The organism is Campylobacter concisus, from assembly GCF_002092855.1.
GTDB lineage: Bacteria > Campylobacterota > Campylobacteria > Campylobacterales > Campylobacteraceae > Campylobacter_A > Campylobacter_A concisus_AI.
On sequence record NZ_LVLC01000012.1, the window covers coordinates 220,412 to 234,355 of the forward strand.

Consider the following 13,944-nt stretch of genomic DNA (forward strand, 5'->3'; position numbering starts at 1 on the left):
TGTATAAAGAAAAATTAAGCATGGCAAATGAGTGCCAACAGCTTTTAGAGCTTATGGGGAAAGCAAAACGATTTTATATAGCTTTTTGCTACGTTAGAGAAGGTGTTTTGACCTTTGTTCTTACTCATCCCACTGGGCTTTTAGAGCTTAGGCGTGATAGTAGTATAAATGATATAAAAAGGTTATTAAAAACCTTTTGCAAATTTAATAAAAATAGCGTTTTTAACAGCATTCTTACTCCAAAGCCCATTAACGAAATCAACTATACAAAAAACAAAAAAGAAGAAAATATAAGATTTGTCGTGAGTAAATTTTTAAAATTTTTTAATCAAAAAGAGCAAAGTGCCATCTTTTATGCGCCAGCTAGTAAAGGCAAGTTTAAAAATTTATCAAAAGACGAGCAAATACACCAAAAATTTGAAGAGCTAAGAGAAATTTTGCTAAAGAAAAATGAGCAGGCAAAATGCTAATAGACGAGATAAGAACGCTTCCAAACGAGCCTGGCGTATATCAGTATTTTGACGCACAAAATAGACTCTTATATGTCGGCAAGGCCAAAATTTTAAAAAACAGGGTCAAAAGCTACTTTAAGTTTACCCCAAGCCTAGCTCCGGCTGAAAAACTAAGCCCAAGAATTTCTAAGATGATAAGCGAGGCTGTGCATCTTGAATACATCGTCACTCCAAGCGAAGCAGACGCGCTCATACTTGAAAATTCTTTCATCAAACAACTAAAACCAAAATACAACATCTTGCTTCGTGACGACAAGACATATCCTTATATCTTTATAAATTTAAACGATGAATTTCCAAGATTTGAGATCACCAGAAAGGTTGTAAAAGGCTCGAATATACGATATTTTGGGCCATATTTTAGTGGAGCAGGAGAGCTTCTTGAGGCGCTTTATCTAAATTTCAACCTAGTTCAGAAAAAATCCTGCATCAAAGGCAAAAAAGCCTGCCTTTTTTATCAGCTAAAACGCTGCTATGCCCCGTGTGAGGGCAAAATTTCAAAAGAAAGCTACGCTAAGATCGTAAATGAGGCTATCGCGGCCTTACAAAATCCAAATTTACTCATCACTCGCCTTGAAGAGCTCATGCTAAACTACGCCAAGGCCGAAGACTACGAGCAAGCAGCCGCGACTAGAGATAAGATACAAACACTTAAAAACATGCAAACAAAGGTTGAAGTTGATCTTGCTAAACTTGAGGACTTTGAAGCCTACTCGGTCGCTTGCGTGCACGATATGATCTGTGCGGTAAGATTTAGCGTGCAAAGTGGCAAGATAACTGGCGTGAAAACTGACATCACGCAGGCCAAAAACGCTCAAAAAGACGAGATAAACGAAGCTTATAAGCAGGCTATTTTAAAAAGCTTCATAGCTGGTCAGCCTATAATTAGCACCAAAATTTATGTGCATGAGAGTTTTGAAGATAGCGAGCTGGTGGAGGAAATTTTAAACGAGAGATTTGGGCGTAAATTTAGCATCACTTGCCCTAAAATTGGCGATAAGCGTAAAATTTGTGAGATCGCTACAAAAAACGCTGAAGTTAGCATCGAAAAATATCTAAAAACGCACGATAACGTGCTATTAAACGAGATAAAAGAGTACTTTGACCTAGCTCACACGCCTTACGTGGTCGAGGCTTACGACAACTCACACCTTTTTGGCGAGGCAAGTGTCGGAGCGATGGTGCGCTACGAGCATGGCGAGTGGGCAAAGCAAAACTACCGCCACATGCACTTAAACTCCAAAAACGACTACGATCAGATGAAAGAGAGTTTGACAGCCAGAGCACTTAGATTTGACAAGCTTAGCCCGCCTGATCTTTGGGTGATTGACGGGGGCGAAGTGCTTTTAAACTTAGCCTGTGAAATTTTAGCAAGCAGTGGCGCAAACGTAGATGTGATAGCCATTTCAAAAGAGAAGATCGATGCCAAAGCTCACCGTGCAAAAGGCGAAGCAAAGGATAAAATTTACACAAAAAATGGCAGCTTTAGCCTAAGCACGAGCGATAAAAAGCTTCAGTTTTTCCAAAAAATGCGTGACGAAAGCCATAGATTTGTCATCAGCTTTCACAGAAAAACAAGGCAGAAAAATGATATGCAAAGATCAATTCTAAAGCAAGCTGGCGTATCTGAAGGAAGTATCGCGAAATTAATCAGCTTTTACGGAAGTTTTGATAAAATCAACGAAGCGAATTTAGACGAAGTGGCAAAAATAACAAATAAAAGCGTAGCAGAAAAGCTTGCAGTACTCAAAGAAGGAAATTTGAAGTGATAATATATGATGAAAATTTAAAAATATCTGCGATAACGCAAGATTCACTTGAGCTATTGGGTTTTGATAGTTTGGATGACTTTTTGTTGCAATACAAAGATATAAGTGAGCTAGTCATAACAAGCCAAGAAAGTCCAAACTACAGCTTCTTGGAATTTTTACAAAATACGAAAGATAATAGTGCTAGAGTAAATTTAAAAAGAAAAGATGGTGGTGCGATCTTACTAGAAGCGAGATTGCAAAATGCTATTTTAAAAAATGGTGAGAAATTTTTTATCGTGCTTTTAGAGAAGCAAGACATAATAAACAACCAAAACCTAATAGCAGCAGTAAAAGTAAAACCTACATTGAGACTACCTGTTTTTAAACTAAACGCATGGTATCTTTTTGACACACAGACACAATCACTTATCGATGATTCATGGTTTGAAACATCGCTTAAAATACTAAATTTAAATAAAAAAGATTTTGCATCCTATTTAAATATATTTTTACGCAATGCAAGAGAAATTCTTATCCAAATCCAATCAGTCATAATCGCGAAAGATGAGATAATGCTCAAAAAATACGTAGATGAGATAAGAGAAGCTGCATTAAATTTAAAGCTTAATAACCTTGCAAATGAGCTTAACGCTTTTTTAGATAACAATCAAAATGGAAAAATGAAAGAGATGTCTCTTTTTACCAAAAGACTAATTGAGATAGAAAATATCGTCAAAAAACATAGCAAAAAGAGTATCCATGAAAAATAATAAATTTTATATATTGTTAGCGCCAATAATAATTTCAGCGATCTTTTGCGCATATAGTGGAAATGAAAGCTATAAAAAATTTACAGAACTAAAAGATCTAAATGAAAAACTATATAAACAATCCTTAGTATTTCAAACTATAAAATCCGTAATACAAGAGCACGATACGCTAATAGGCAAAAGCCAAGAAGATATAAAAAGGTTGCGGGATAATACCTTAAAAAATACACAAAAATTTATAAATTCTATAAGAAAAGACGATCGCATCGAGATACGAAATGTAAATAAATTAAAAGAATTGCTAGCAAATCTAAACCAAAATGATAAATTTGATGAACTATTTTACGAATTTTTCCAAAATATAAATGGAGAAATAGATAGCGATTTTAAACAAGATTTAGACCGAGACTTTCCGCTTATAATAAAAGCTTATGCCGCAACTTTAAGTAAAATTTACAATCAACTCTCTTTAGCAAACAACACTAAATACTACGTAAAAAATATCTTTATAAATGGCCCTTTATTTTCAATAAACAATGATATAAGAGAAAATATATATTCCGTAAAGGACAACACACCAAATCTTGATATGCTTCCAAAAAGTGAGCTAAAAGAGAATATTTACAAAGACTTTAACCAGTTTGAAGCCAACTATCAAGCTAAAAAGATAAGAGAAGCTAAAGCCAAGATCGTATTTTCTGAAAAGCTAAATATCGAAGATATTATCTTAATCAAACAGTATGAAGATGATAAATTTATACTTTTATTAAATAGTGCCATAAACATAAAAAATGAGCTACTAGAACTTACCGAGAGCGAGAAAATAAGCTATGGTATAAAGACCTTTTTTGAGTTTTTGCTTTGTGGCTTGCTCATTTTATCTTTGCTTGGTATTTCTGCTAGGTTGAAATTTTTAAAGGTGCTTATCGATAAGTCAAAATACATATCGAGTTATATCCTATCATCAAAAGAGACAAGTGCGGATAATGCGATATCAAAGCTCATAAAAACTTATGAAGATCTAAAAGAAACCTATATAAAAGATAGCAGCTTTTTTCAGATAAAAGATAGATATATTTTATCAGTGAGCAAGAAGCTAGAGTCCATTAATAAAGAAATTTTTACATCGATCGCGGCTTTAAAAATAGAAACGAATAATAGCAAAAAGCAAGTATTTATAGACACGATAGAAAAAAATGCAAATATCATGACCTCGCTTTATAACAATGCTAAAAATATCTCAAATGTTAAAAAATATAGCGAATGCAATAAAACCGAGATATTTGATCCTCAAAAAAGCTTTGAAGAAATTTTGCAAGCAAACATCGTCTATTCGCAAAGCAAAAAGATAAATTTTATAAGCTATCTTGATCCAAGCCTTACAAATGAACTAGAAGGAAATCTAAATTCATTAAAAACCGCATTTAACTCTATCTTTTTGGCATCTTTATCAATGTCTTTAAGACATCAAAATATTATCATCGCTATCAAAAAAGTTCAAAAAGAGTTTGATAGAAGCGGACTTTGTTCTGTAAGCTTTAGCATAAAAAATAGCTCAGTTGCCATGAGTGAAAAGCAAATTTCAGATATATTTTTAGATGATGAGAATAGCTTAAATAATGATGAGAGCGAGTTTTATCTAAAAATCGCTCAAATTTATTTAAAAAATTTAGAAAGCAAGCTAGAGATTAACTCGTTTCCAAGTATTGGCAATGAGTTTAAATTTGTAGTCATTTTTAAAACAACATCAAACTATAAAGACTTTGATATAAAATGCAATCACAAATTAGCATTCTTGCAAGATGTGAATATCGCTTACAACGAAGCTTTTGAGCTGACCACAAAAGACCTTGGGCTCAAAGTGGATATGCTAACAAGCACTAGTCCATCTATTACAAAAAATTATGATGCTATATTTTTAAGAAACACCAATAAGCAAGGTCAAGATATTAAAAATCCGCTTATTTTAAAAGATCCGCTAACTCCGTTAAGCATCACAAGACTACTTTGCTTGGGTGAAGCTGATATTATGAATAAAAATTTAAACGATAAACCAAAAATTTTAATCTGCGATACTAACGAAATTTACATAGATATAACAGCAAGTGGTTTTAGTAAATTTAACTGCGAAGTTGTGGGAGTTTGTAATAAAAAAGATCTAAAACAAGCCATAAAGCAAGGTGATTTTGACCTTATATTTGTTGGCTCAAAATTTTTCGAAGCTGAAAAAAATAGCCTTCAAAAAAATCTTGATCTTATAAAAGCAGCCATACAAAATGCAAAAATTCCAATTATACTAATGCTTTCAAATACTTCAAATATAGATGGAGAGAGTGTCAAAGAATACTTCAATGCCTATATAAAAACGCCAATAAATAGCGACGAACTGGCTCAAATTTTTAGAAAATTTTTACCAAATTTTGGTGAGATTGCAATAGATGAAAGCTATCTAGCAAAAAGCGAAAATATTATTTTATTTAAGAAATCGCCAATGGAAAATAAAATATTTAGCTCAGCTTTAGGAGAATTTTACAATACACTTGAAACCACAAATAGCTTTGATGAGTTATTAACAAAGATAAAGACCAAAACTTACGGTATCGTTCTTATAGATGAAAACGTAAAAGGCTTCAACTACGAAGAGCTAACAAGAGTTGTTGATAAGATAAGACAAAGCCAAAAGGTTGATACAAGAGTGCTGATATTTGGCGCACAAGAAAGAAGTGAATTTCCTTTTGTAAAAGTGCTAGCCAAAAATATCACAAAAGCAGAGCTTTCAGCTACCGTAAGGGAACAAATCGATTCTATGGGCACTAGCTACGCTAAAAGCTCTTATGAATTTATTAAGTTTAACGCCTAAAACTCTTTTGCGTTATTTTTAAATACATTTAGCACGCTTGCTCGCTTATGGCAAATTTCAGCGTACTCTCTTTCGCTCTTTGAGTCGTAAACTATACCAGCTCCAGCCCCTACAAATACATCACTAAAGCCATTTTCACTTGGCACAAATATGGCTGATCGAATAAGAATAGCAACCTGAGCATCGCCATTAAAATGTAAAAATCCAATGCCACCGCCATAGATATTTCGCTCAGAAATTTCAAGCTCATTGATTATCTGCATAGCTCTTATTTTTGGGGCTCCGCTTAGCGTGCCAGCCGGAAAGATACTAGCTAAGACATCAAAAAGATCAAGCCCTTTGGCGCACTTTCCATAGACATCGCTTACGATATGAATTACTTTTTCATATTTTTGGATATGCATCGCATTTTTTACGGATACACTTTTTGGTTCTGAAACCCTGCCGATGTCATTTCTAGCAAGATCGATTAGCATTTTGTGCTCAGCCAGTTCCTTTTCGTCACTTAAAAGCTCATTTTCAAGTGCCGCATCTGCATTTGCATCGCTTCCTCTAGGCCTTGTGCCTGCGATCGGAGCCACAAAAATTTGCTCACTTTTCATCTCAAAAACAAGCTCTGGCGAAGAGCCAACCACATCGCCATAAGGCGTAGGAAAATGAAACATATATGGGCTTGGATTTGTAAGTGAGAGCTTTTTATAAAAGTCTAGACTGCTCATATTCGTTGAAATTTCAAGCAACTCACCAAGTACCACCTGAAAGACATCGCCGCTTCTTATATACTCTTTTGCTAACTCAACCATATCCTCAAAGTGTTTCTTTTCTTTACCAAGATCAGTTTTTATACTAAATTTACTCTGCTCTTTACTTTTGCATTCAACTTTCGCATCAAGCAAAAAGTCATAATATTTATTCTTATCTCCATAAAATGTATAAATTTTACTCATCTTGTCAAAGTGTAGATAGGCCTTTGCATCGGCATAGATAAATTTTGGAAATTCATACTTTTTAGCTTTCTCTTCTCCGATATATTCAAAATATCTCACGCCATCATAAGCAAAAACACCAAATAGACCCGCAAATGGAGCTAATGATTTATTACGATTTGTATCAAAATAACTTCTAAGCCCATAAAAATCCATATCCTTTTCATCTATATAATCGCAATCAATGCCTATAATCGTTTGCGTCTTATCCTCGGCTAGGTAGCTATTTTTAAATTTTTCTCTAATCACTTCATAATAAAACAGTGGTTGTTCTAAGAGCATTTTTTTCCTTTAATTTTTTGATGATTATAAAAAAAGTTCGCTTTTAGTTTTTAAAATTTTTATCAAATTTCTAAATTTATGCCTAAATTTCACCTTTTTACTATTTTTTTAACACCACTTGGCTAGAATTTAGCACTCATAAAAGGAAATTTTATGCTTTTTGTAGAACTTTTTATAATCGGCATCGGAGTTGGCTACATCGCTGGATTTTTCGGCATCGGTGGCGGTACGGTCGTCGTTCCTATCATGGTCGCCTTTGGATATGACGTGAAAACAGCTATTGGCATAAGCGTCATGCAGATGATCTTTAGCGCGACGTTTGGCTCGTATCTAAACTACAAAGCTGGACTTTTAAAGCTAAATCGTGGCGTATTTTTAGGTCTTGGAGGTCTAGTAGGAGCCAGCTTTAGTGGCATAATCGTATCTCACACGCCCGAGCTCTTACTCGAACTACTCTTGCTTGTAACTTTTATCTTTTCACTCATAAAACTATACTTCACACCAAATAGCGACGGTACAAATGCGAACAACTCCATATTTTTACTATTTCTAGTTGGTTTTTGTATAGGTGCACTTGCCATTAGTATAGGCATAGGCGGTGGGGTTTTTATAGCTCCTATTTTAGTTGGCTTTTTACGCTATGAGCTAAAAAAAGCCGTTTCAATGGGAGTATTTTTTGTGATGTTTGCAGCTTTCTCTGGCTTTATCTCACTTTCATTAAGCGGCCATATCTCTTATCTAGAAGGTGCTTTTCTAGGCCTTGGCTCGCTAATAGGTGCATACTTTGGCACCAAAAAGACACAAGCTATGGATAAAAAAGCACTTAAAAAATGGTTTTTACTCTTTTATATCTTGATGATAATTCTAATCTTAAAAGATATAATATTTGGCTAAATCAAAAATTTAAGGCTAGGCTAGCTAGTCTTAAATTTCTTCAAAAAAGTAGGCTTCACTTAATTTAAAAGCAAGCTTACCTAGTTCGTCTTTACTTAAATTTACGCTCTTTGCGATATCTCCTAAACTAGCTTTGCCATCAAATTTTAAAGCGGCCTTGATCTCTTCATAGCTTAAATTTAACTTGCCATTTAGCTCATTTGCCAAAGAGATAACTGGTGAGCTAGCATTTAAAAAATACTCAAGATACGCAGCAGCTCTAGGCTTCAGTCTAGTTTTACCAGGCTCATAGGTAAGTGCTGCAAGTGTTGAAGAAGAAATTTTAGTGTTTTGATCGTTTAAAATTTCAAGTAGCCCTACAAAAGCTTCGTTTGCATTCTCGCCAAGTGCCGTTTTTACTTCGCTTAAATTTAAGCTTTGTGGATAGCTTTTGCTTAAAATTTCTTGCGTTTTTGTCCTTGGCTGCTCGCTAAAATATGCAAAATAAATCCTATCAAGCTCGCTCTCTCCAAGTACCACATCAAAGTCCTCAGCACCACCAAGCCTCTCCTTGTGAGCGATGAGACTTTTTCTAAATGATCTATTAAATAAAAAATCGTTTAGTTGCTCTTTTTTGATGCGAGAGTTGTAATTTTGCTCGATATGTGCGTCGAAGCGATAAATTCCAGTTGAGCTTGCAAAGATGTCATTTAGTGAAGCATCTATTACGTAGCAAAGTCCGTGTTTGTCGATATGCTTAGCAAATTTATGAAAGTAAGTTGGCTCATTGCTAGCCTCTAAAAAGTCATGCAATATATAATAATCATTGCCCTTTGCGATGATACCTTGTAAGAAATTTAGCTGTGTTAGAAGAAGCTTCATACTATCTTTGTATACGACATCACTTTGGTTTTGCAGGCTAAATTTCAAATAATCCTGCAAGAAATTTAACTCACCTTTTACGTGAGCAAGTGCTTCTTTGCTGTCGTTGCCTGAACTTACAAAAAGCATAAAATCTCTTAAAATATCAAGGCTCTTCCAGCCAGGATAGGTATTATACGAAACATAAGCGATGCCATCCTTGCTAAGTAGTGCCTTAATCGTGGCAAGCAGCGCATCTCTTACATTTGGGCTCACCCAGCTATAAACACCATGAGCGATAATATAGTCAAATTTCCCAAGCTCTTTTATATCGCTTTCGTTCATGTGCAAAAAATTTCGCTCAAGCAGAGTAAAATTTTCTAAACCTATCTGCTTTGCTACTTTGTTACCTTCAGCCACTTGATGGCTTGAGATATCGATACCAACGACTTTTGCATTTTTATGTGAAATGGCAAATGGCAAGATGTTACCGCCATATGATGAGCCAAGCTCAAGCACTCTAGCCTCTTTTAGGCTAGCTGCTTTAAGCCCCAGAAATTTAGCAACCGCTTCTATCCTAACTGGCGAGCAGTCGCTAAATGCGGCCGAGAAATAAGGAATTTCGTCGTAAGCTTTTTTTGCCTTGTTCATCAGCCGTGCTTTCTAGCAAATTCTCTCATGAACTCGCCAAGTTTCTCAACGTCGCTTTGGCTAACGGCGTTATAGATAGAGGCTCTTATGCCACCAAGATGTCTGTGGCCCTTTAGCCCTATCATGCCCTCTTTAAGCGCCTCCTCGACGAAAACTGGCTCAAGCGCATGATCTTTTGGTATCGTAAAGCTCACGTTCATATCTGATCTGCTTGATTTTTTAGCGTGACCTACGTAAAAGCCATTTGAGCTATCTATGATGTCATAAAGCGTGCTTGCTTTTTTGGCATTTATCTTCTCAACCTCTGCAAGTCCGCCAAGATCAAGCAGGTGCTGCATGGTTAAATTTAAAAGATAAATTCCAAAAGTTGGCGGTGTGTTATAGAGCGAGTTTGCCTCTACGTGCGTTTTGTAGCGCAAAAACATAGGGACATTTTGACTGCTCACACGATCAACTAGGTCTTTTCTTATAATAACGATAGTCACGCCGCTTGGGCCTGCATTTTTCTGAGCGCCGCCGTAAAGCAAGCCAATACTGCTAAAATCAAGCGGTCTAGCGAAAAAATCGCTCGAAGCGTCGACAACTAGGGGCGATTTGGTCTTTGGCATAGCCTTATACTGCGTGCCGTAAATCGTATTGTTTGAGCAGATGTAGGCGTAGTCGGCATCGTCACTAAATTTTACATCAGGGATGTAAGAGAAATTTTCATCTTCACTACTTGCGACGACATCTACGTTTACGCCAAGCACTTTTGCCTCTTTGATCGCCTTATTTGTCCAAACGCCGGTATTTGCATACTGAGCCTTGCCGCCTTGATATAAATTCATTGGTATCATGCTAAATTGCAAGTGTGCACCGCCTTGAAGAAATAAAATTTCATACTCATTGCCGATATTATAGAGCTTTCTTATCTTCTCCATCGCGCCAAAGTGGATCTCCTCAAAGGTTTTGCTTCTGTGGCTGATCTCCATGATCGAGTAGCCCTCGCCTCTGTAGTCGGTAAATTCGGCCTTTGCATGCTCTAAAACGCTTAGTGGTATCGCGCTTGGGCCTGCGCTAAAGTTAATTTTTCTACTCATTTTTACTCCTTGATAATTGCTTTTTTATGTGTATTTTGTGAGATAAGCTCGATCTCATCGTCTATTTTTAGATCCCTAAGATCAACCATCTTGCCATCTTTTCTAACCTCGATAAGCCCTTTTGTGCTCTCAAAAAAGAGTTTCCTCATCTCATAAGCCTTTTCTAGCGAGCCAAGGGCCGAGCCAAGGACTAAAATTTTTCTTTGCACGGCGTTTGTTAGGGCATTTTGCTTGTTTGTCATCTCGCTAAATTTTAGCTCGATCCTAGCTTTTAGAGCATTTGATGAAAATTTAGAAAGAAGAACATTTAGCAAATTTTGCTTTTTGGTGATCTTTAAGCTTAAAGCGCTATCAAGATCATCGCTGAGCCTGTCAAGATACTGAAAAAATGCCTCTTCATCAGGCAGCAGATCAAGCATAGCTGCACTTGGCGTAAGCGATCTGCGGTCTGCTACAAAGTCGCTTATAACGTAGTCGATCTCGTGTCCGATAGCGCTTATGACTGGCGTCTTTGTAGCGTAAATTTCACGAGCTAAGCCCTCGTCGTTAAAGCACCAAAGATCCTCTTTGCTGCCACCTCCTCTAGCTAAAACAATCACATCTACGCCGTATTTATCGGCTCTGCGCAAGGCTTTTATAAGCAAGCTTGGGGCATTTTCACCTTGAGTTAAAGCATCAAAAATATAAATTTCGCTTAATTTCCAACGGCTCGTCACGACCTTTAACATATCCTGAAGCGCCGCCGAAGTAGCGCTTGTGACAAGGGCTATTTTTTTAGGTAAATTTGGTATCTCTTTTTTTGCAGCAATGTCAAAAAGCCCCTCATTTTCGAGCTTTTCTTTAAGCTGCCTAAACGCAAGCTCAAGCTCACCCTCGCCATCAGGCAGCATCGCACTAGCCACTAGCTGATACGACCCGCTTGGCGAATAAATGGTCACTTTGCCATAAATTTTTACTTTTAGCCCATCTTTTGGTAAGAATTTCACCTTTTGGTTATTCATGCGATACATCACAGCTGAGATGCTTGACTTATCATCCTTTAGCGTGAAGTACCAGTGCCCAGAAGTGTGCTTAGTAAGGCGCGAAATTTCTCCACTTACCTCGACGTAGTCAAGCGTTGCTTCAAGCAGTGCCTTTGCTTTTTCGTTTAGCTCAGAAACACTAAGCATTGATTTCTCTTACCTTTTTAGCGATAAATAGTGTCGAGATATCCATGCTAAAGCCCTTGCAAAGCTCTATCTCAAAGCCAGCCTCTATAAGTTCATCACAAAAGCTCTTTGCGTCCAAGAAATTTTCGATCGAGCTTGGCAGATACTCGTATGCCTCTTTATTTTTTGAGATAAAGCCTCCTATACTTGGCAAAATTTTACTTAGATAAAAATCTCTTAGCGAGGTTATAAAGCCCTTTTTCTGGCGCTTTGTAAATTCAAGTACGACTACGTAGCCATTTAGAGCAAGCACTCTGTTAAACTCCCTAAGCGCCGCCTTTCGCTCGACCACGTTTCTGATGCCATAGCTTATGCTTAGAATTTGAGCCTCTCCGCTTGCAAGCGTAGTGTTGTCAGCGTAGGCCTCTATAAATTTAAAATTTGGAAATTTTGCCCTAGCCTCTTTTAGCATACCACTTGAGGGATCGATGCCAGTGAGGTTTTTCACCTCAACGCCAAATTCTTTTGAAATTTCACTCCAAAGCCCCATCATATCGCCAGTACCACAAGCCACGTCGACGATATTTATGCTTCTTTCTTTAAAAATTTCTAGCATATATCTGCAGGCGAATTTCCTCCAGCTCACATCCACACCAAGACTTAATACCCTGTTTGCGACGTCATAAGTCGGAGCGATCTGGTTAAACATATCAACTATTTTTTCTTGTTTTTGCATAAATTTGCCCTTTTATATGTAGTAAATTTTTAAATTTCTTGAAATTTTACGAGTTGCTTTTATAAATTTAAGACGCTTTTTTAGTATCTCTTCTCTACTTTTATAAATTTGCTTGTAAATTTTACTCTCGAGCCTCTCTTTGTCTGGCATTTCTGGAAGTCTTTTAAGGATACCGAGCCAGACGTCATAGTCTTGAAGACTACCAAAAATTTCTTGCATCTGCTTTAGCTTCTCTTCATACTTTTTAAGCCCTTCAAAATAGAAAATTTCACATAAAAGCTCGTATGTATATCTCATCTTCTTAAGCTCTATCCTAAGATCATGAAAGCTCTCATTTGGGCAGTCTTGATTTAAGCCTTTTAGCCTTTTTTGAGCTAAAACCAAAAGCGTTCTAAGCTTAAACGAACCAAGGCGCGAAAGGCTTACATCAAAGAGTTTTGACTTATAAAATTCACCCTCGTTTAAAAATATCTCCCACTCTTTTAAAAATGCGTAATTTTCTTCGTCGCCAAGGTAGCTTTTTACATTTTCATACTCTAAATCTAGAGCCTTTTGCACAAAATAGATAGGCTCATTTGCATGTTTTTGCTCGTTTAAAAAGCTCAAAAATACATCCAAATCTCGCTTTTTGTTTGTCGAGTTTGCAAGCATTTTAAAATTCTCGCCAAAAAAAAGTGTCACTTTCTCATCAAAAACGCCACTAAAAATTTTAAGTAACGATCTAACCTTTCTTAAATTTACGCGAAGCTCATGCAAAACTTCTTCATCTTTGTCTATCAAATACTGGCTTTTTAGACTTTTTATTACTTTAAAAATACTAACAAAAAGGACTCTTAGTGCCTCGCCGCTTTTTAGATTTGCAGCAAAATTTGGAAGAATTTCTTTTCCTTTTATGATCTTATAAGCTCTTTTGTAGTCAATTTCTTCATTTTCATTAGCATGGACGGCAAGAAATTTGTTTTTATATCTTTTATCGCAAGTTACGTCACTTAGGCAAAAATTTTCTAAAAACGGTGGCAGCTTGAAAAAGACAGCTTCATTTTCATCGCTAAATTCGATTTCAAATGTGCAAAGCCCGTTTAATTCATTTTTAAAAATATCAATATTGCAAGGATTGTTATTTAGTTTAAAAATGTATCTATCTTTTAAGATGACGCTACCAATGCGATTTTTAAGAGCCTTTTTAAACTCCGCTTTTTCGCAAAATTCTTCATTTTCTTCTCTGATTAGATCTTTGCCGATCTTTACAGTTTTTATAAATTTATCCTCTTCACTTCGAAAGCGGATCTCTTTATTTTGCGTTATCTTGGTATAAAATTGAGAAATTTCAAGATGCTTAAAGACTACTCCAGCTTCTTTTAAAAAATCTAGAATTTGAGAATTTTTGAGTAAAAATTTACGCTCTATCTCCAAACTCACATTTTTCTCCAAAATT

11 protein-coding genes are annotated in these 13,944 nt (G+C 36.2%); 5 read left to right on the top strand and 6 right to left on the bottom strand.

Going from position 1 to position 13,944, the window contains the following annotated elements:
* Positions 1-20 precede the first annotated feature (20 nt).
* Genes A3223_RS05390 through A3223_RS05405 form a run of 4 tightly spaced genes read left to right on the top strand, consistent with a single transcriptional unit; the run spans position 21 to position 5,893 of the window.
* Positions 21-470 carry a hypothetical protein gene (locus A3223_RS05390; RefSeq protein WP_084109659.1) on the top strand — a complete coding sequence of 150 codons (450 nt, stop codon included), beginning with the start codon at positions 21-23 and terminating at the stop codon, positions 468-470.
* Positions 464-2,281 carry an excinuclease ABC subunit UvrC gene (uvrC, locus tag A3223_RS05395; RefSeq protein WP_084109453.1) on the top strand — a complete coding sequence of 606 codons (1,818 nt, stop codon included), beginning with the start codon at positions 464-466 and terminating at the stop codon, positions 2,279-2,281. Before A3223_RS05390 ends, uvrC begins: the two co-directional genes overlap by 7 nt.
* A complete protein-coding gene (locus A3223_RS05400) occupies positions 2,278-3,033 on the top strand; it encodes a hypothetical protein (RefSeq protein WP_084109454.1) in 756 nt (251 codons plus the stop codon). The genes uvrC and A3223_RS05400 overlap by 4 nt, the downstream gene beginning before the upstream one ends.
* Positions 3,023-5,893 carry a response regulator gene (locus A3223_RS05405; RefSeq protein ID WP_084109455.1) on the top strand — a complete coding sequence of 957 codons (2,871 nt, stop codon included), beginning with the start codon at positions 3,023-3,025 and terminating at the stop codon, positions 5,891-5,893. The genes A3223_RS05400 and A3223_RS05405 overlap by 11 nt, the downstream gene beginning before the upstream one ends.
* Here A3223_RS05405 and A3223_RS05410 read toward each other — a convergent pair.
* Positions 5,890-7,161, bottom strand: a complete 1,272-nt coding sequence (locus A3223_RS05410) for an anthranilate synthase component I family protein (RefSeq protein ID WP_084109456.1) — start codon at positions 7,159-7,161, stop codon at positions 5,890-5,892. The two genes, A3223_RS05405 and A3223_RS05410, sit on opposite strands and share 4 nt — an antisense overlap.
* A 153-nt stretch (positions 7,162-7,314) precedes the next feature.
* Here A3223_RS05410 and A3223_RS05415 point away from each other — a divergent pair, with 153 nt between their 5' ends.
* On the top strand, positions 7,315-8,055 hold the full coding sequence (locus tag A3223_RS05415) for a sulfite exporter TauE/SafE family protein (RefSeq protein WP_084109457.1): 741 nt from the start codon (positions 7,315-7,317) through the stop codon (positions 8,053-8,055).
* Between the two features lie 30 nt (positions 8,056-8,085).
* Here the strand turns inward: A3223_RS05415 and A3223_RS05420 are convergent, their stop codons facing one another.
* From A3223_RS05420 to A3223_RS05440, 5 genes are read right to left on the bottom strand one after another with little or no spacing between them, the layout of a single operon-like run.
* Complete coding sequence (locus tag A3223_RS05420) at positions 8,086-9,546, bottom strand: class I SAM-dependent methyltransferase (protein WP_084109458.1); 1,461 nt, start codon at positions 9,544-9,546, stop codon at positions 8,086-8,088.
* Positions 9,546-10,625, bottom strand: a complete 1,080-nt coding sequence (gene serC / locus A3223_RS05425) for a phosphoserine transaminase (protein WP_084109459.1) — start codon at positions 10,623-10,625, stop codon at positions 9,546-9,548. Before serC ends, A3223_RS05420 begins: the two co-directional genes overlap by 1 nt.
* Positions 10,626-10,627: 2 nt before the next feature.
* Positions 10,628-11,794, bottom strand: coding sequence for an exodeoxyribonuclease VII large subunit (gene xseA, locus A3223_RS05430; protein ID WP_084109460.1), 1,167 nt, complete (start codon positions 11,792-11,794; stop codon positions 10,628-10,630).
* The gene (ubiE, locus tag A3223_RS05435) at positions 11,787-12,509 is read right to left on the bottom strand and encodes a bifunctional demethylmenaquinone methyltransferase/2-methoxy-6-polyprenyl-1,4-benzoquinol methylase UbiE (protein ID WP_084109461.1); all 723 of its coding nucleotides are present in this window, start codon (positions 12,507-12,509) and stop codon (positions 11,787-11,789) included. The genes xseA and ubiE overlap by 8 nt, the downstream gene beginning before the upstream one ends.
* A gap of 12 nt (positions 12,510-12,521) precedes the next feature.
* A complete protein-coding gene (locus tag A3223_RS05440) occupies positions 12,522-13,928 on the bottom strand; it encodes a CYTH and CHAD domain-containing protein (protein WP_257639255.1) in 1,407 nt (468 codons plus the stop codon).
* Positions 13,929-13,944 lie beyond the last annotated feature (16 nt).